We start from the raw sequence: 17,793 nt of genomic DNA, 5'->3' as shown, positions 1-17,793 counted from the left end.
TGAGGCGTGACAAGCAGCGCCGGTGGCGATAAAGCCCCGGCATGAGCACCGACAGCGCCCCCCGTTCCGACAAGACCGAAGCCCGACGCCCGCGCGGCCTGCCCGATCGCGGGCCCGCCGATATCATGGCCACCGAAGCCATGATGGCGACAATCCGCGAGGTCTACCAGCGGTACGGCTTCGACCCGGTCGAGACGCCCTTCCTCGAATATACCGATGCGCTCGGCAAGTTCCTGCCGGACCAGGACCGCCCGAATGCCGGCGTCTTCAGCCTGCGGGATGATGACGAGCAATGGATGAGCCTGCGCTACGATCTTACCGCACCGCTCGCCCGCTATTGCGCCGAGAACTGGCAGAGCCTGCCCAAGCCCTATCGCAGCTATCGCGCCGGCTGGGTGTTCCGCAACGAGAAGCCGGGGCCCGGCCGCTTCCGGCAATTCATGCAATTCGATGCCGATACGGTGGGCGCAGCCAGCGTGGCCGCCGATGCCGAGATCTGCATGATGGCCGCGGATACGATGGAAGCGCTCGGCATTCCGCGCGGCTCCTATGTGATCAAGGTCAATAACCGCAAGATCCTCGACGGCGTGATGGAGGCAATCGGCCTTGGCGGCGAGGAGAACGCCGCGCGCCGGCTGATCGTGCTGCGGGCGATCGACAAGCTGGACAAGTTTGACTGGACGGAAGTCACCAAATTACTTGGCGACGGTCGCCTTGATGAAAGTGGCGACTTCACAAGGGGGGCTGGCCTGACACTAGATCAGGTCGCCCAGCTTCGCGCAGGTCTGAAGCCGCTGTCGGAGCAGCCGGAAGCTGTTACCGAAATGGGTCGGGCCGGCCAAGACGAGTTGCAGCAGATCGAGGCCCTCGTCACCGCCGCCGGCTACGGCCCGGACCGCATCCGCATCGACCCGAGCGTCGTCCGTGGCCTCGAATATTACACAGGCCCTGTCTTCGAGGCTGAATTGCTGTTCGAGGTGAAGGATGAGGACGGACGGCCGGTCCGGTTCGGCTCGGTGGGTGGCGGCGGGCGCTATGATGGCCTCGTCTCGCGCTTCCTCAACGAGCCCGTACCGGCCACCGGCTTCTCCATCGGCGTGTCGCGGCTGCTGGCGGCGTTGCAGGCGCTCGGCAAGGTCTCGACCCGGCCGCTCGATGGCCCCGTGCTGGTTCTGGCGATGGACCGCGATGTCGCGGCGATGGCGAGCTACCAGCAGATGGTCGCGGCCCTGCGCGCCGAAGGCATCCGCGCCGAGATCTATCTCGGCAGCGCCGGCATGAAGGCGCAGATGAAATATGCCGATCGCCGCGCTTCGCCCATCGCCATCATCCAGGGCTCGAACGAGCGCGAGAAAGGCACGGCGCAGGTGAAGGACCTGATCCTCGGCGCGACGCTCTCGGCAACGAAGGATCGCGAGGAATATCTTGCCCTGCAGGCGAAGGCACAGTTCGAAGTGCCGGTTTCCAGCCTGGTGCAGGCCATCCGCGAGGTGCTGGCCCGGCAACGGGGCTGAGGAGCACGGCCTTAACGCAAAGGATTAAGCGCATTCGCGGTTTCCGCTCGCCTGCGCGCGGGCGGGCTGGTATGGGCAGGTCGATCATGGGCACGGTCGACCTGGGCTAGCCAGAACGCGCCGGCCTTCTGCAGGAGCGCCCCAGCGGCGAGACCCGATGACCGAACGACCCGAAACTGCGGCCCGCCTCGCGCGGCCCCAACCGCAAGCCGACGATCTCAGCCGCCTGATGGCGCGGCTGCATCGGGCCGGCTACCATGCGGCCGAGGTTCCGGTGCTCCAGCCTGCCGATCCGTTTCTCGAGCTTTCGGGCGAGGATATCCGCGGCCGCCTGTTCCTGACGACGAACGAAGAGGGCGAGGAATGGTGCCTCCGGCCGGAATTCACGATTCCCGCCGCTCTGGCCTATCTGAAATCCGGCATTGTCGGCCGGCGGCTCGACCAGGTCTTTGTCGGCCCGGTCTTCCGGCACCGGCCCGGCGAAAGCGGCGAGTTCACGCAGGTCAGCCTTGAATCCATCGGGCGGAATGACCGCGAGGCCGCCGATGCCGATGTGCTCGCTGAAATCCATGGCGCCGTCACCGATGTGGCTGGCGAAAGCGGACTTGGCATCACCATCGGCGATCTCGGCCTGTTTTCCAGCCTGCTCGATGCGCTGGCGCTCGACGGCGTCACCAGCCGGCGACTGGCACTGGCACTTGGCGAAGGGCGGCTCGGCTCGCTGCTCGATGCACAGCATCTTGCGGAACGGAAGCACGAGCCGCGCGGCCTGACGCGCTATTCCGGCGTGCTGGACGCGCTCAAGGGCGCCGATCCTGAAGAGGCACGCGCCTTCGTGAAAGACCTGCTCTCCATGGCCGGCATCACCGCCATTGGTGGCCGGACGGCGGAGGATATTGCCGGTCGTTTCCTCCAGCGCGCGCGGGACGATGCCCAGCAGCTCGGCCCGGAACAGGCGGAAATCCTGCGCCGCTTCCTCGCCATCGATGGCGATCCCGACCGGGTAGCACAGGCGCTGCGCCACCTTGCCGGAGAGGCCCGGCTCGACCTTTCGGCCGCGATCGACCGATTCGAGATGCGCATCGGCTTTATCGAAGCGCGCGGCCTGCCGCTGGCAAAGATCCGCGCCGCGGCCGGGTTCTCGCGCAGCCTCGATTACTATTCCGGCTTCGTCTTCGACCTCCGGCTTGAGGGCGCGCCGCACCCCCTCGCCGCCGGCGGCCGCTATGACCGGCTGTTCGAGCGCATGGGCCGCGCGGTGCCGGGCATCGGCGCGGCGATCTGGATGGACCGGCTGGTCCGGGAGATGGCGGTATGACGGATGCTCCGCTGACCATTGGCATCCCCTCCAAGGGGCGCCTGCAGGAAAACACCTTCGCTTTCTTCGCCCGCGCCGGGATGCCGATCATCCAGCCGCGCGGCGCCCGCGACTATCGCGGGGCGGTGAAGGGGCTCGATGGGATCGAGATCGCGTTCCTTTCAGCATCGGAGATCGCCGGGGAGCTGGCACGCGGTGCCGTGCATTTCGGCGTAACCGGCGCGGATCTGCTGCACGAGCAACTGGCCGAGCCGGCAGCCAAGGTCGAGATGCTGGCGCCCCTCGGCTTTGGGCACGCCAATGTCGTTGTCGCCGTGCCTGAGGCGTGGATCGACGTGCATGACATGGCCGATATCGAGGAAGTCGCGGCGGATTTCCGGCACCGGAAGCAGCGCCGCCTGCGGGTTGCGACCAAATACGTCAACCTGACGCGGCGTTTCTTCAAGAAGCACGGCATTGCCGATTACCGGATCGTCGAGAGCCTCGGCGCTACCGAAGGCGCGCCGGCCGCCGGCACGGCCGAGATCATCGTCGACATCACGACCACCGGCGCCACGCTCGCGGCCAATGCGCTGAAGGTGCTGGATGACGGCACGATGCTGAAATCCGAAGCCAATCTTGTCGCCTCGCTGCAGGCCGACTGGAGCCCGGATATGCTGGAACGCGCCCGCTCGGTTCTGGCGCGAATCCATGCCGAGGAAGAGGCCCGCAGCCATCGCCGGGTTGCAGCCTATTTCGGCGGCCCTGTTTCCGAAGCCGCCCGGGTGGCAGCACAGAATGGCCGGATCCTCGCCGAGGGCCCGCAGGAAGTGACGCTGTTTCTTCCGAAGGACCGGGTGGCCGAGACGGCCGATACCCTGCTGCGCCATGGCGCAGAACGCGTTCTCGTTTCGGAGGTGGATTATGCCTTCAGCATCGAGAACCCGCTTTTCGACAAGCTGAACCAGGCTCTCGATGGCCGGCGGATTGCCGATCTCCGCGCGATCGCCTGATCGCCGCGAGGAGCGAGCAGCGAGCCACCCTGCTGCGAAAACGGAAAGAGGCCGCTCGCGGGGGGCGGGCGACCTCTTGAAGCGCACGAGGCGAGCGGGGGGCAAACCATCGGCGCGTCTTGATTATTTTACGCCCGCTTTCTGCGGATGGATCACCAAAAACGCCACGTATGATTACGCAGGCTGTCGGGACTCCTCGATGCTGTAGAGCGAATCGGGGCCCATGCGCATCTCGACCCGGCGATCATGGTTGTCGATCAGGCTCGACCGGTGGCCGATCGAGATGACCGAGGTTTCGGGCAGGAGGCGCGCAATCGCGGCATAGATCGCATCCTCAAGCGGCTCGTCAAGCGCGGAGGTGGATTCGTCGAGCAGCAGCCAATCCGGCCTGGCGAGGAGCGCGCGTGCCACGGCAAGACGCTGCTGCTCGCCGCCGGAGAGGACCTGTGACCAGTTCGCCTCCTCATCGAGCCGGGTGACAAGGGCCGGCAGGCGGACGGCCTCGAGCGCAGTAACGATCGACGCATCATCATGCACGCCCTCGACCGAGGGATAGGACACCGCGCCGCGCAAGGTGCCCATCGGGATATAGGGCCGCTGCGGCAGCAACATCACGCTGGCCCCGGCAGGGATGTCGACCGTGCCCGATCCGAAGGGCCAGATCCCGGAAATGGCGCGGAACAACGTCGACTTGCCTGAACCGGACGGCCCGACCAGCAAGGTGCGCTGGCCCTTGCGGAAGGCGAGGTCGCGGATGCGGGCAATGGTCCGGCCATCGGGCAAGGCCAGTTCGAGCTGCGGGATCACGAGGTCAGGGCTGGACGCCCGGGCGGGGCGGATGGCCGTAGCTTTCTGCGTTTCCCGCGCGGAATCAATCGATTGCTCGAAACCGGTGAGGCGATCCACCACGGCCTTGTAATCCGCGATGGTCGAGTAGCGGTCGATGAAGAACGAGAGCGCGGCATCCACGCGCCCGAAGGCGCTGGCCGTCTGGAACATGATGCCGAGCGTGATCTTGTCGAGGAAATAGAACGGCGCGAGGATCACGATCGGGATGACGCTGTTGGCCATGCCATAGAAGCTTGTGAAGGCATTGAGCCATTTCGCGACGCCGATGATTTCCATGTAGTTCGACGCGACCCGCCGGAACCGGCCGCCAAGGCGCTGCTTCTCGGTCGGCTCGCCCCGAAGCAGGGCGATGGGCTCGTTGAACTCCCGCAGACGCGCAAGGAGATAACGGAAATCCGCCTCGTATTTCTCCTGCTCGAAATTGAGCCGGATCAGGCGGCGGCCGATGAAATGCGCGAGGATCGTGCCGATGCCGGCATAGACAAGGGCAATCCAGAACAGCATGCCCGGAAGCTTGGTTTCGGTGCCCGGAATCGGCAGGTTGGCCGAGAGGTTCCAGAGAATGACCGAGAAGGAGACCAGCGAGGAGATCTGCGCGATCATCTGGATCGTCAGGGTATACGTGGTCTCGGTATATTTCCGGACATCCTCCTGGATGCGCTGGTCCGGGTTGTCGATGGCGTGGCCGAACTGCAACGTGTAATGCGTGCTGTTGTCTAGCCAGCGGCCGGACAGGCGGTTGGTCATCCATTCGCGCCAGCGGATCTTGAAAACCGAGACCAGCACCAGCTCGATGATGTTGGACAGGATGAAGACCGCAACGATCGGCATCCAGACTTCCAGAAGCTGGCGCCAGAATTCCGGCTGGTTCTTGTTCTGGATGGCATCATAAAATTCGCGGTTCCACTGGTTTAGCCGCACCGTGATGCCGACCTGCGCAAGGTTGATCACGATGATCACGCCGAGCAGGACGAAGGCGATCCAGCGTTCCGGTGCATTGACCTTCGGGATCGGCCAGAGGCTGAGCGTGCCCCGATCCGCGGTTTCGAAATAGGGATCGGCGATGGCAAAGACGCGCTTGGTGATCGGCAGCCGCGCCAGCAGGATGGCGAGAAGGCCGAAAGCGGCCGCCGTGAAGGCCGTGAGCGGCGGGACAAGCTTGAGCCAGCTTAAGCCCGTCAGGCCGCCGAGGATCACGATGGCCATCAGCAGGAGATAGCCGAAACCGTAGAAGACGATGAAGAAGCGCAGATAGGCGCCGATCCCGGGCGTGGCCAGCATGCCCCCGGCGAGGAAGAGTCCGGCAGCGGAGACATAGAGCGGAACCTGTCCGACAAGGCCGACAAGATTCAGGGCGATCGCCAGGACGGACATGGCCGCAACGGCAAAGGCCAGAAGGCGCTGGAGAGGGTGCATCGTCATCAGAAATCCCTGAGGCGCGTGGATGCGCGAGACTATCCCGTCAATCTAGACAGAATCACGGTGAAGGACAGGCTCGGGCATCGCGCGCGGGCGGCAAAACCGCAAGGCTCCACAGCGGCATCCATCACGCTCGCGTGAAACTCACGCCCGGGGCGGCGGCATCGGCAGGATGCGGCTGTCCTTCAGGCAGGTCAGCCCGATGGAGGAGCGCACATGCGCCACGCTCTCATGCGGCAGGAAGACTTCGTTGAGGATGCGGGCAAGGGCCGGCAGGTCCGGCACCACAAGGCGGATCAGGTAATCGGCCTCGCCGGTCACGGCAAAGGCCTCGAGAACCTCGTCGAGGCCCTCGACCAGCCGCTGGAAGCGGCGGGCGTTGTCCGGCGAATGCGTGGCCAGGGTCACCTGCACGAAGGCATGGACATGCAAGCCGATCGCAGCCGGCTCGAGCGCGGCGTGATAGGCGCGGATCGTCCCTTCCGCCTCGAGATGCTGGCGACGGCGGGAGCATTGTGAAGCGGAGAGGCCGACCTTCTCCGCCAGTTCGTTGTTGGTGAGCCGCCCGTCCTGCTGCAAGGCGGCGAGAATGCGCATGTCGAACGGATCCATGCACAGATCATGCACAATTCAGAGAGATTCCGCAATTGATCGCCGTGTTCATGCATAAGGTCTCTTCCGAATGCGCGCCTCGTGCATGCGAAGCGCGTTATCCTTTGGTCCAAGGAGGCATGTCCTCCGTCACATCACGGGAGAGAGCCTTGGGTCCGTTTCCGCATAACGCACCGCCCGCCATGATCAGCCCGGATAATCCGGCCGGGACAGATGGGTTCGAGTTTGTCGAATTCGCCCATCCGCAGCCGGAAAAACTGGCCATCCTGTTCCAGCAGATGGGCTACAAGCCTGTGGCCCGGCACAAGAAGAAGGCGATCACGATCTATCGCCAGGGCGACATCAACTATGTGCTCAACGCCGAGCCGACCTCCTTCGCCGCGCGTTTCGTCGCCGAGCACGGCCCCTGCGCGCCCTCGATGGGCTGGCGCGTGGTCGATGCCGAGCACGCTTTCGCCCATGCGGTGAGCCTTGGCGCCGAGCCCTATGAGGGCGAGGACAAGACCTTCGACGTGCCGGCCATCAAGGGCATCGGCGGCTCGATTCTCTATTTCGTCGATACCTATGGCGCGAAAGGCTCGCTCTATTCGCACCCGGATTTCACCTGGCTCGGCCCGGTCGATCCGAAGCCGGAAGGGCATGGCTTCTATTATCTCGACCACCTCACCCATAACGTGTTCCGCGGGAACATGGACAAGTGGTCGAATTTCTACATCACCCTGTTCAATTTCCGGCAGATCCGCTTCTTCGACATCGAAGGCAAGCTGACCGGCCTGTTCTCGCGGGCGCTGACCTCGCCCTGCGGCCGGATCCGCATCCCGATCAACGAAAGCGCCGACGAGCATTCGCAGATCGAGGAATATCTCAAGAAATACAAGGGCGAAGGCATCCAGCATATCGCGGTCGCGACCGAGAATATCTACCGCTCGACCGATCTTCTGGCTGAAAACGGCATCCGCTTCATGCCGGGCCCGCCGGATACCTATTACGAGAAGAGCCAGGCCCGCGTTGTGGGCCATCAGGAGCCGATCGAGGCGATGCGCAAGCATGGCATCCTGATCGACGGCGAGGGCGTGGTCGATGGCGGCGTGACGCGCATCCTGCTGCAGATCTTCTCGAAAACGGTGATCGGGCCGATCTTCTTCGAGTTCATCCAGCGCAAGGGCGATGACGGCTTTGGCGAGGGCAATTTCCGCGCCCTGTTCGAATCGATCGAGGAAGACCAGATCCGCCGCGGCGTGCTGAAGGTCCAGGCGGCGGAGTAAGGCGCCGGTCCCGGGGGACGGCGCCGGTCCGCCCCCCGAGCCTGCTTGATTTTGCGGCCCGGAAGGCGGCACCCTGCCGGCAGACAGGACAGGGATCGCCATGGCACTGACGCTCTACACCTATTACCGCTCCTCCGCCGCCTATCGCGTGCGGATCGCGCTTGGCCTGAAGGGCTTGGCAGCCGAGCCACGCTTCATCCACCTCGTGCGGAACGGGGGCGAGCAGAAGAGCGAGGCCTTCCGCCGCATCAACCCGAATGCCACGGTACCGGCCCTTGTTACCGAGGAGGGCACGGCCATCGTCCAGAGCCTCGCCATCATCGAATATCTCGAGGAGATCCGGCCCGAGCCGCCGCTTCTGCCGGGCAATGCGCTTGCGAGGGCGCAGATCCGCGCGGCGGCGCAGGTCATCGCCTGCGACATCCACCCGGTAAACAATTCCCGCGTCGGGGCCTATCTCAAGTCGGAATTCGGGCACAGCCAGGAGGATGTCATCACCTGGATGCATCACTGGATGCGGAACGGCCTGCTGGCCTATCAGGCGCTTCTTCCGGAGGGAACGCGGTTCTCGTTCGGCGACAATCCGACCCTCGCCGATTGCTGCCTGGTGCCGCAGCTCTACAATCTCCGCCGCTGGAACGCACCGGCAGACGGGCTGGACCGGCTGCTGGCCATCGAGGCGGCATGCCTCGCCCTGCCGGCCTTCGAGGCCGCGCGGCCGGAAAACCAGCCCGATTTCGAATAGGCCGTGAAGGCCGGGCTCAGAGCCGGGTTGCCGCGAGGCCTTTCATCAGGATCGGCCCCGTGGGCTTGCCCGTGGGGGAGCCGCCTTGCGGCTCGAGGGTGATCTCGAACAGATGGCCGACCTGTGCGGGCGAAAGCCCCCTGAGTTCCAGCTTGATCGTGCGGGCGCGGTCCATCCGCGCCAGCGAGACGGGGCCCTGCTCGCGGGTCTGCAGCGTCCAGACCTCGAGAACCCGGCCATCGGGAACGGGAATCGTATCGAGCGGAATGAGCTGGACGGTCCCGTTGGCATAGGCATGGACCACGGCGGCAGCCCGGCCATCCGGCACCGAGAGCACCGCGACAAGTTGCGGCGCTTCCGGGCCGGCAGCAACCCGGATCAGCAGGGCGATGCCGAGGATGAGTGAGGCCAGGGTGCCGGCCAGCCCGAGCGGGCGCCAGAGACGGAGCGAGTCCCAGAGCCCGGCCAGCCCGACACGCTCGCGCGGTGCCGCACGTTCCGCCCTGAAGGCCAGGCGGCTGGCCTCGATGCGGGACCAGAGTTCGGGAGAGGGCGTAAGTTCCGGTGCACTAGCATCCAACCCGGCGAAATGCCGCTGCCATTCCGCCACCGCCTCGGCAAAGGCCGGATCCCGCTGGATGCGCCGCTCGAGTGCCGCCCGCTCGCCCCTGTCCAGCACGCCGAGAACGAATTCTCCCGCAAGAGCCATGTCATCCCGCGAGAGACTCATCCAAGGCACTCCTTCAGCGCAAGCAGTGACCGCCGGATCCGGCTCTTGATGGTGCCGAGCGGGATCCGCAACCGTTCTGCGATCTCGCCATGGCTCAGCCCCTCGACATAGGCGAGCACCACGGCGTGGCGCGGCGCCGTCTCGAGGCGATCGAGGCAATGCCTGAGCGCCTCGGCATCGGACAGGCGCCCGACCGCCTCCTCGGGATTCTCGTCCCCGGAGGCGATCTCAAGCGGTTCCAGCGAATCGGTCAGCTCCGTCCGGGCCTCGCCACGCAGGATGTTCAGCGCGCGGTTCCGGACGATCGTGTGGATCCAGCCACGCGGGCTGCCGAGCCGGGCATCATAGCTGGCCGCGCGGTTCCAGATGCTGACAAAGGCATCATGGACCGCCTCCTCCGCGAGGGACCGGCGTTTCAGGATTCGCAGCGCGATGCCCAGCATCCGGCCAGCCTCCGCCTCGTACAGGCGCCGGAACGCATCGGCCCGGCCTTGCGCGATGTCGCGCAGGCAGGTTGCCAGTTCGGTTCCGACAGGGTCGTTCGTCATTTCGTCCTCGGCTTGGGCCGACAGGGGGAATACACCCCGGAAGGCCCGGCGGATGCAGGCATAAGACGCGTTTGCGCAAGCAAAGGGAAGAACGTCCCGGGAAAATTTCGGTTGATCCCCCCGCGATCCGTGCCACCATATCGCACTGCACAATCTGAGAGGCCCCCTCGCGCGTGATCCCGGCTGCCCAGCTTTCCGTCCTGATCATCGACGAGAACCGGGTACGCGCCGCCATCATCGAGGCGGGGCTGCGGGAAGCCGGGCATGAGAGAGTGACCGTTCTATCGGATATGCAGGGGTTGATGCGCCAGATTGTCGAGCTGTCACCGGATGTGATCGTGATCGATCTCGAGAACCCGAACCGCGACCGGCTGGAGTATCTGCTCCAGATGAGCCGGGTCGTGGACAAGCCGATCGCGATGTTCGTCGACCAGTCCGACAGCAGCATGATGGAGGCGGCGATCGATGCGGGCGTTTCGGCCTATGTGGTCGATGGCCTGCGGCAGGACCGGGTGAAGGCGATCATGGATATGGCCATTGCCCGGTTCAATGCCTATTCCCGGCTGCGGTCGGAACTGGAGGGCACGCGCCAGGCGCTGGAAGACCGCAAGGCCGTGGACCGGGCAAAGGCAATCCTGATGAAAACACGCGGCATGACGGAAGACGAAGCGCATCACCTGCTCCGGCGCACCGCCATGCGCGAAAACCGCCGCATGGGTGATGTCGCCCGCGCGCTGATCGCCAGCGCATCCCTGATCCTGGGAGATCGCGAATGAAGGCCCCCATCCGCCTCGGCTTCATCCCGCTGATTGATGCCTCGATCCCCATCGTGGTGGCGGACAAGGGCTTTGCCGCCGCCGAGGGGCTCGAGATCGAACTCGTCCGCGAGACCTCCTGGGCCAATATCCGCGACCGGCTGGCCATCGGCCATTTCGATGCCGCGCATATGCTGGCGCCGATGCCGGTGGCGGCGGCGCTCGGGCTGACGCCGCTCGACGTGCCCGTGGTTGCGGCCATGACGCTCGGCGTCGGCGGCAATGCGACCACGGTGTCGGAAGCCCTCTGGCAGGCCATGCTGCGCGTGGCGCCGGATGTCGTCGCCAATGATGCGAAGTCGGTCGGCCGCGCCCTGCGCCTCGCCCTGCGCACCTGGCCAGGCGGCAAACCGACGCTCGCCGTGGTCCATCCGCATTCCTCCCACAATTATGAGCTGCGCTACTGGCTGGCTGCCTCCGGCATCCAGCCCGGGCGGGATATCGAGCTGGCGATCCTTGCGCCACCACTCATGCCCGATGCGCTGGCCAGCGGGAGCCTCGACGGGTTCAGCGCCGGCGAGCCGTGGAGCAGCCATGCCGCACGGCGCTTCGGCGGCCGCATCGTCCTCACCAAGTCGGCGATCTGGCGTGACGGGCCGGAAAAGATCCTCGGATTGCGCGCACCCTGGGCGAAAGCGAATCCTGACGCGGTGCAGGCGCTGCTGCGCGCCTGCCGCCGTGCAGCGACCTGGTGTGCGGACAAGTCAAATGCCGACGAGCTGATCGACATTCTCGCAGCGCCGGGCCGGCTGCACCTGCCGAAGGAGGATATTGCCGCGCCGCTGACCGGGAAAATGCTGCTGGCTGATGGAAGGCGGCACCAGTTGCAGGATTTCCTCGTCTTCGGCGGCGGGGAAGCGAATGCGCCCCGCCGGGAAACGGCGATCTGGTTCCTGACGCAGATGGCCCGTTGGGGCCAGACGACCCTTTCGGACGAGGCACGCCGCCGGGCGGAAGCCTCGTACGCGCCGGAACTCTTCGCCGCATCCGGCGGCCGGGAGGAGCCCTATCGCATGGCACCGGTATCCGGGCTGTTTGACGGCGAGGTATTCGAACCCGCCGATGCGGAAGCCTATCTCGCCCGCCAGATCCTGCGGGACCAGCGGCAGGACCCTGCCTGATTTTTCGGCATGATGCACTGCAGCATGGCGGCCGGGCTGAAAAGAATTCCGGTGCCGGCCGAAAGGACCGTGCTGCATCTGGAATTCTAACAACTTGAATCCATTCCAGAATCTGTGAGGTCTCGGGCGCAACGCCGGACTTGGCACGAAAGGTGCTGTCCTTGTCTCAAGCCAATGACGGCTTGAATTCAGTTTTCACCCGAACGGGTATTCGGCAATGCCGCCGGCCAGCCCTCCTCTTCCCGAGGAGATCGCTGCCGGCGGTTTTTCATTTCAACGGCCCCGTGCCGCAAAGGAGAGCAAGGATGACGTCAAAGGTTCTGACCGCCAGGGACCCCGTGGCCACCCGCCGTGATATCCTGAAACTGGGCGCTGCTGCGGGTGCAACCGCCGCCGCTGCCCGGCTCGCTTTCCCGGGTGGCGCCTTCGCGCAGGGCACCGGACCGGAGGTGAAGGGCACGAAGCTGGGCTATATCGCGCTGACCGATGCGGCGCCGCTGATCATCGCCAAGGAGAAGGGCCTTTTCGCCAAGCATGGCGTGCCGGATATGGAAATCCTGAAACAGGCCTCCTGGGGTGCCACGCGCGATAACATGGCCCTCGGCACCAAGGCGAACGGCATCGATGGCGGGCATATCCTGTCGCCCAAGCCCTACCTCTACGGGACAGGCAAGGTGATGCAGAACAGCCAGCCCCTGCCGATGTATACCCTGCTGCGCCTGAACGAGGATTGCCAGGGTCTCTCCGTCTCCAACGAATACAAGGACCTTCCGGTCGGCACCGATGCCACGGCGCTGAAGGAAGCCTTTGCGAAGAAGAAGGCCGCCGGGAAGGAAGTGAAATGCGCGATGACCTTCCCCGGCGGCACGCATGATCTCTGGATCCGCTACTGGCTGGCGGCGGCCGGCATCGACCCGGACAAGGATGTCTCGACCATCGTGGTCCCACCGCCGCAGATGGTGGCGAACATGAAGGTCGGCAACATGGACGCTTTCTGCGTGGGCGAGCCGTGGAACGAGCAGCTCGTCAACCAGAATATCGGCTTCACCGCCTGCACGACCGGCGAGGTCTGGTTCAAGCATCCGGAGAAGGTCCTCGGCATGCGTGCGGACTGGGTGGATGCCAATCCGAAGGCCACGCAGGCCATCCTCCGCGCGACCATCGAAGCCCAGATCTGGTGCGAGAAGATGGAGAACAAGCAGGAGATGGCCGAGATCGTCGGCCGCCGGCAATGGTTCAACGTGCCGGTGCCGGACATTATCGGCCGCATCAAGGGCGACATCAATTACGGCCGGGGAAAGGTCGCCAAGGGCACCAACCTCTTGATGAAGTTCTGGGGCCAGTCGGGCGAGGTTTCCTATCCCTGGAAGAGCCTCGATGCCTGGTTTGTCACCGAGAATATCCGCTGGGGCAAGTTCGAGCCGACGCTCGACATCAAGGCGCTGGTCGACAAGACCAACCGCTCGGATCTCTGGATCGAGGCGGCCAAGGGCCTCGGCCTGACCGGCTATCCGACCGGCGACAGCCGCGGCGTGGAAAAGTTCTTCGACGGCAAGGTTTTCGATCCGGCCGACCCGATGGGCTACCTCAAGTCCCTTTCCGTCAAGCGCATCGCCTGATCAACGCGGGCCGCCCGACGGCGGCCCCCTTCCCCGTTCCTGGAGAGCGCCATGGCCGTCCCCGTGCAGAAAACCGACAACGTGACATCCCTCCCCGGCCCGAAGGCGAGCGCCAAGGCCGCCGAGATCGTCGCCCTTCCCACCCGCAAGAGCGACGGGAAAGGAAAAAAGATCCTGGATCAGCTGAAAGGCATCGCCGCGACCACTGTGCCACCGCTGCTGGTGCTGGGCGTGCTGCTGCTGGTCTGGCAGATCGGCTTTGCCCAGCCGGGCGCGAGCCTGCCGGCCCCGAGCGTGATCTGGGCCGAAGCGAAGGATCTGATCCTCGATCCGTTCTTCGTCATGGGGCCGCAGGATATCGGGCTCGGTCTGCGCGTGCTGACCTCACTCGAACGCGTGGCGATCGGCTTCGGCCTCGCGGCCGTGGTCGGCGTGCTGCTCGGCGCCCTAGTCGGCCAGTCGGTCTGGGCGACGCGCGGACTTGACCCGATCTTCCAGGTGCTGCGCACGGTGCCGCCGCTGGCCTGGCTGCCGATCAGCCTTGCTGCCTTCCGCGATGCCAATCCCAGCGCGATCTTCGTGATCTTCATCACCGCGATCTGGCCGATCATCATCAACACGGCCGTCGGCATCCGCAATATTCCGCAGGATTACCGCAACGTCGCGCAGGTTCTGCGGCTGAACACGTTCGAATTCTTCTTCAAGATCATGGTGCCCTCGGCAGCACCCTACATCTTCACCGGCCTGCGCATCGGCATCGGCCTGTCCTGGCTCGCCATCGTGGCAGCGGAAATGCTGACCGGCGGGGTGGGGATCGGCTTCTTCATCTGGGACGCCTGGAACTCCTCGAAGCTCTCCGACATCATCGTCGCGCTTCTCTATATCGGCGTCGTCGGCTTCGCCCTGGACCGTCTGGTCGCGGCGATCGGCAATCTCGTCACCCGCGGCACCTCGGCCAGCTGAGAAGGAGATCTCCCATGCCTGCCTATCTCAAGCTCGATCATCTCGACAAAAGCTTCATCCGCGGTGGCCAGACCACCGAAGTCCTCAAGGATATCAGCCTGACGATCGACCAGGGCGAGTTCGTCTCGATCATCGGCCATTCCGGCTGCGGCAAGTCGACCCTGCTCAACCTGATTGCCGGGCTGACGCAGGTGACAGCCGGCGCCGTCCTGCTGGAGAATCGCGAGGTCAATGCGCCGGGGCCGGAACGGGCCGTGGTGTTCCAGAACCATTCGCTGCTGCCCTGGCTGACGGTCTACGAGAATGTGAAGCTCGCGGTGGAAAAGGTGTTTTCCGGCAAGAAGAGCCGGGCGGAGCGGCATGACTGGATCATGGCCAATCTCGATCTCGTGCAGATGGGCCATGCCCGCGACAAGCGCCCCTCGGAGATCTCCGGCGGCATGAAACAAAGGGTCGGCATTGCCCGGGCTCTGGCCATGGAGCCGAAGATCCTGCTGCTCGACGAGCCCTTCGGCGCACTCGACGCGCTGACCCGCGCGCATCTGCAGGACAGCGTCATGGATATCCATGCCCGGCTGAAGAACACGATGATCATGATCACGCATGATGTCGACGAGGCCGTGCTGCTCTCGGACCGGATCGTCATGATGACGAATGGCCCGGCCGCGCGGATCGGCGAAGTGCTGACCGTCGACCTGCCGCGCCCGCGCAAGCGGCTCGATCTGGTTTCGGACAGCCGCTACATCGCCGCGCGCGAAGCCGTGCTGCGGTTCCTGTACGAGCGCCACCGGCTCGTCGAAGCGGCCTGAGGAGCGGATCATGGCCAAGCAGAAACTTGTGGTCATCGGCAATGGCATGGCGCCGGGCCGTGCGCTCGAGAAGCTGTTCGAGCTGGCGCCGGATGCCTATGAGGTAACGATCTTCAACGCCGAACCGCGCGTGAACTATGACCGGATCATGCTTTCGCCGGTCCTTTCCGGCGAGAAGACCTTCGAGCAGATCGTGATCCACGGCGATGGCTGGTACATCGATCACGGGATCACGCTGTACAAAGGGCACAAGGTTACCGAAATAAACCGGGACGCCCGGACGGTGACCTCCGAGCATGGCGAGACGGTTCCCTATGACAAGCTGATCATTGCCACCGGGTCGAACCCGGTGATCATTCCGGTGCCGGGGCACCAGTTGCCGGGCGTGCTGACCTACCGCGATCTCGACGATGTCCACGCCATGATGCTGGCGGCGAAATCAGGCGGGAAGGCCGTGGTGATCGGCGGCGGGCTGCTCGGCCTTGAGGCCGCAGCCGGCCTGCAGGCCCAGGGCATGGAGGTGGTCGTGCTCCATCTCATGCCGACGCTGATGGAACGCCAGCTCGATCCGGCGGCGGGCTACCTGCTGCAGAAGGCAGTCGAATCGCGCGGCATCAAGGTTCATTGCAAGGCCAACACGCACGAGATCACCGGCACGGACCGGGTGACGGGCGTGCGCCTTGATGACGGGACGATTTATCCGGCCGATCTCGTTGTCATGGCGGTGGGCATCCGCCCGAATGCCGGGCTGGCCAAGATGGCCGGGCTGGAGGTCAACCGGGGCATTGTCGTCAGCCCGGATATGCGCAGTTCCGACCCTGACATCTTCGCCCTTGGCGAATGCGCGGAAGCCTCGGGGCAGGTCTTCGGTCTTGTTGCGCCGCTCTATGACATGGCCGGCGTGGTCGCCAGGCAGCTGACGGGCGATGCCACGGCGGCCTTCAGCCCGCAGGCCACGGCCACGAAGCTCAAGGTGACGGGAATCGACCTCTATTCCGCCGGCGATTTCGCCGATGCGAAGGACCGCGAGGAAATCGTCCTGCGCGACCCCATGCGCGGCGTCTACAAGCGCCTCATCCTGAAGGACAACATCCTGATCGGCGCCGTGCTCTACGGCGATACCGGCGACGGGCCATGGTTCTTCGACATGATCAGGCGCGGCACCGATATCTCGGAGATGCGCGAAACACTGATCTTCGGTCAGGGCTACCAGGGAGGTGGCCTCGCGGACCCTATGGCAGCCGTTGCAGCCTTGCCGGATGAGGCAGAGATCTGTGGCTGCAACGGCGTCTGCAAGGGCAAGATCACAACGAAGATCGCCGAACTGGGCCTGACGAGCCTCGATGCGGTGCGGGCCCATACCAAGGCCTCGGCCTCCTGCGGCTCCTGTACCGGCCTTGTCGAGCAGGTCATCAGGCTGAGCCTCGGCGACAGCTACAACCCGGCCGCCGTCCAGCCGATGTGCGGCTGCACGGATCTCGGCCATGACGATGTCCGCCGGCTGATCAAGGCCAAGGAGCTGAAATCCATTCCCGCAATCATGCAGGAACTCGGCTGGAAGACCTCCTGCGGCTGCGCGAAATGCCGCCCGGCGCTGAATTACTACCTGATTTGCGACTGGCCGGGCGAATATGCGGATGACAGCCAGTCGCGCTACATCAACGAGCGCGTCCACGCCAACATCCAGAAGGACGGCACCTATTCGGTGGTGCCGCGGATGTGGGGCGGGCTGACAAGCGCGAAGGAACTCCGCGCGATCGCCGATGTGGTCGACAAGTTCGCCATCCCCACGGTGAAGGTCACCGGCGGGCAGCGGATCGACCTGCTCGGCGTGAAGAAGGAGGATCTTCCCGCCGTCTGGTCCGATCTCAACCAGGCCGGGATGATCTCCGGTGCGGCCTATGCCAAGGGGCTGCGCACGGTGAAGACCTGCGTCGGCACCGACTGGTGCCGGTTCGGCACCCAGGATTCCACGGGTCTCGGCGTGAAGATCGAGAAATTCATGTGGGGCTCCTGGACACCGGCCAAGGTGAAGATGGCGGTATCCGGTTGCCCGCGGAACTGCGCCGAGGCGACCTGCAAGGATGTCGGCGTGATCTGCGTCGATTCCGGCTACGAGATCCATTTCGCCGGGGCCGCCGGGCTCGACATCCATGGCACGCAGGTCCTGGGCCATGCCCGGACCGAGGACGAGACGATCGAGATCATCGCGGCGCTGACCCAGCTCTACCGCGAGCAGGGCCGCTATCTCGAGCGCATCTACAAATGGGCCAAGCGGGTCGGGAGCGACTCGATCAAGAAGGCGGTCATCGAGGATACCGCGCGGCGGCGTGTTCTGTTCGACCGGTTCGTGCTGAGCCAGCGCTACGCGCAGATCGATCCCTGGGCCGAACGCGTGGCCGGCAAGGATGCGCATGAATTCGCCCCGATCGGCACGCTCGGGCTGCCCCAGGCGGCGGAATAGGAGGGGGCCA

The 17,793-nt window shown here is 65.0% G+C and carries 15 protein-coding genes; 11 read left to right on the top strand and 4 right to left on the bottom strand.

The features are described from left to right. Nucleotides 1–41: 41 nt before the first annotated feature. From hisS to hisG, 3 genes are all read left to right on the top strand, one after another. Nucleotides 42–1,514 (top strand): histidine--tRNA ligase, encoded by a 1,473-nt coding sequence (hisS, locus tag P0652_RS13545; protein WP_284179358.1) that lies wholly within the window; start codon nucleotides 42–44, stop codon nucleotides 1,512–1,514. A 157-nt stretch (nucleotides 1,515–1,671) separates the two neighbouring features. Next, on the top strand, nucleotides 1,672–2,832 hold the full coding sequence (locus P0652_RS13540) for an ATP phosphoribosyltransferase regulatory subunit (RefSeq protein ID WP_284179357.1): 1,161 nt from the start codon (nucleotides 1,672–1,674) through the stop codon (nucleotides 2,830–2,832). Continuing rightward, entirely contained in the window at nucleotides 2,829–3,824 is a 996-nt protein-coding gene (gene hisG, locus P0652_RS13535) for an ATP phosphoribosyltransferase (RefSeq protein ID WP_284179356.1), read from the top strand. Before P0652_RS13540 ends, hisG begins: the two co-directional genes overlap by 4 nt. Nucleotides 3,825–3,998: 174 nt before the next feature. Here hisG and P0652_RS13530 read toward each other — a convergent pair whose 3' ends face one another. Both P0652_RS13530 and P0652_RS13525 read right to left on the bottom strand, forming a co-directional pair. Continuing rightward, a complete protein-coding gene (locus P0652_RS13530; protein ID WP_284179355.1) occupies nucleotides 3,999–6,095 on the bottom strand; it encodes an ABC transporter ATP-binding protein/permease in 2,097 nt (698 codons plus the stop codon). A 141-nt stretch (nucleotides 6,096–6,236) separates the two neighbouring features. Next, nucleotides 6,237–6,704 carry an Lrp/AsnC family transcriptional regulator gene (locus tag P0652_RS13525; RefSeq protein ID WP_284179354.1) on the bottom strand — a complete coding sequence of 156 codons (468 nt, stop codon included), beginning with the start codon at nucleotides 6,702–6,704 and terminating at the stop codon, nucleotides 6,237–6,239. Nucleotides 6,705–6,853: 149 nt separating this feature from the next. On the opposite strand from P0652_RS13525, the gene hppD reads away from it, so the two are divergent. Together hppD and maiA are read left to right on the top strand one after the other, a co-directional pair. Beyond that, the gene (gene hppD / locus P0652_RS13520) at nucleotides 6,854–7,969 is read left to right on the top strand and encodes a 4-hydroxyphenylpyruvate dioxygenase (protein ID WP_284179353.1); all 1,116 of its coding nucleotides are present in this window, start codon (nucleotides 6,854–6,856) and stop codon (nucleotides 7,967–7,969) included. A gap of 100 nt (nucleotides 7,970–8,069) precedes the next feature. Further along, nucleotides 8,070–8,714, top strand: coding sequence for a maleylacetoacetate isomerase (maiA, locus tag P0652_RS13515; RefSeq protein ID WP_284179352.1), 645 nt, complete (start codon nucleotides 8,070–8,072; stop codon nucleotides 8,712–8,714). Nucleotides 8,715–8,730: 16 nt separating this feature from the next. Here the strand turns inward: maiA and P0652_RS13510 are convergent, their stop codons facing one another. Both P0652_RS13510 and P0652_RS13505 read right to left on the bottom strand, forming a co-directional pair. After that, entirely contained in the window at nucleotides 8,731–9,444 is a 714-nt protein-coding gene (locus P0652_RS13510; protein ID WP_284179351.1) for an anti-sigma factor, read from the bottom strand. Next, a complete protein-coding gene (locus P0652_RS13505; protein WP_284179350.1) occupies nucleotides 9,441–9,992 on the bottom strand; it encodes a sigma-70 family RNA polymerase sigma factor in 552 nt (183 codons plus the stop codon). Before P0652_RS13505 ends, P0652_RS13510 begins: the two co-directional genes overlap by 4 nt. Nucleotides 9,993–10,168: 176 nt before the next feature. Between P0652_RS13505 and P0652_RS13500 the strand changes: the two genes are divergently transcribed. The 6 genes from P0652_RS13500 (at nucleotide 10,169) to nirB (ending at nucleotide 17,783) form a co-directional block, all read left to right on the top strand. Further along, nucleotides 10,169–10,768 carry an ANTAR domain-containing response regulator gene (locus P0652_RS13500; RefSeq protein ID WP_284179552.1) on the top strand — a complete coding sequence of 200 codons (600 nt, stop codon included), beginning with the start codon at nucleotides 10,169–10,171 and terminating at the stop codon, nucleotides 10,766–10,768. Further along, complete coding sequence (locus P0652_RS13495) at nucleotides 10,765–11,928, top strand: CmpA/NrtA family ABC transporter substrate-binding protein (protein WP_284179349.1); 1,164 nt, start codon at nucleotides 10,765–10,767, stop codon at nucleotides 11,926–11,928. Before P0652_RS13500 ends, P0652_RS13495 begins: the two co-directional genes overlap by 4 nt. A gap of 305 nt (nucleotides 11,929–12,233) precedes the next feature. Then, nucleotides 12,234–13,547, top strand: coding sequence for a CmpA/NrtA family ABC transporter substrate-binding protein (locus tag P0652_RS13490; protein ID WP_284179348.1), 1,314 nt, complete (start codon nucleotides 12,234–12,236; stop codon nucleotides 13,545–13,547). Nucleotides 13,548–13,598: 51 nt separating this feature from the next. Continuing rightward, a complete protein-coding gene (ntrB, locus tag P0652_RS13485) occupies nucleotides 13,599–14,510 on the top strand; it encodes a nitrate ABC transporter permease (RefSeq protein ID WP_284179347.1) in 912 nt (303 codons plus the stop codon). Between the two features lie 14 nt (nucleotides 14,511–14,524). Beyond that, nucleotides 14,525–15,319 (top strand): ABC transporter ATP-binding protein, encoded by a 795-nt coding sequence (locus tag P0652_RS13480; protein WP_284179346.1) that lies wholly within the window; start codon nucleotides 14,525–14,527, stop codon nucleotides 15,317–15,319. A 10-nt stretch (nucleotides 15,320–15,329) separates the two neighbouring features. Then, the gene (gene nirB / locus P0652_RS13475; protein ID WP_284179345.1) at nucleotides 15,330–17,783 is read left to right on the top strand and encodes a nitrite reductase large subunit NirB; all 2,454 of its coding nucleotides are present in this window, start codon (nucleotides 15,330–15,332) and stop codon (nucleotides 17,781–17,783) included. The last annotated feature ends 10 nt before the right edge of the window (nucleotides 17,784–17,793 follow it).

This window comes from Rhabdaerophilum sp. SD176 (genome assembly GCF_030143245.1).
Classification (GTDB): domain Bacteria; phylum Pseudomonadota; class Alphaproteobacteria; order Rhizobiales; family Beijerinckiaceae; genus Rhabdaerophilum.
Note: the sequence above shows the minus strand (reverse complement) of the source record. Positions and strands in the feature narration are given on the sequence as shown.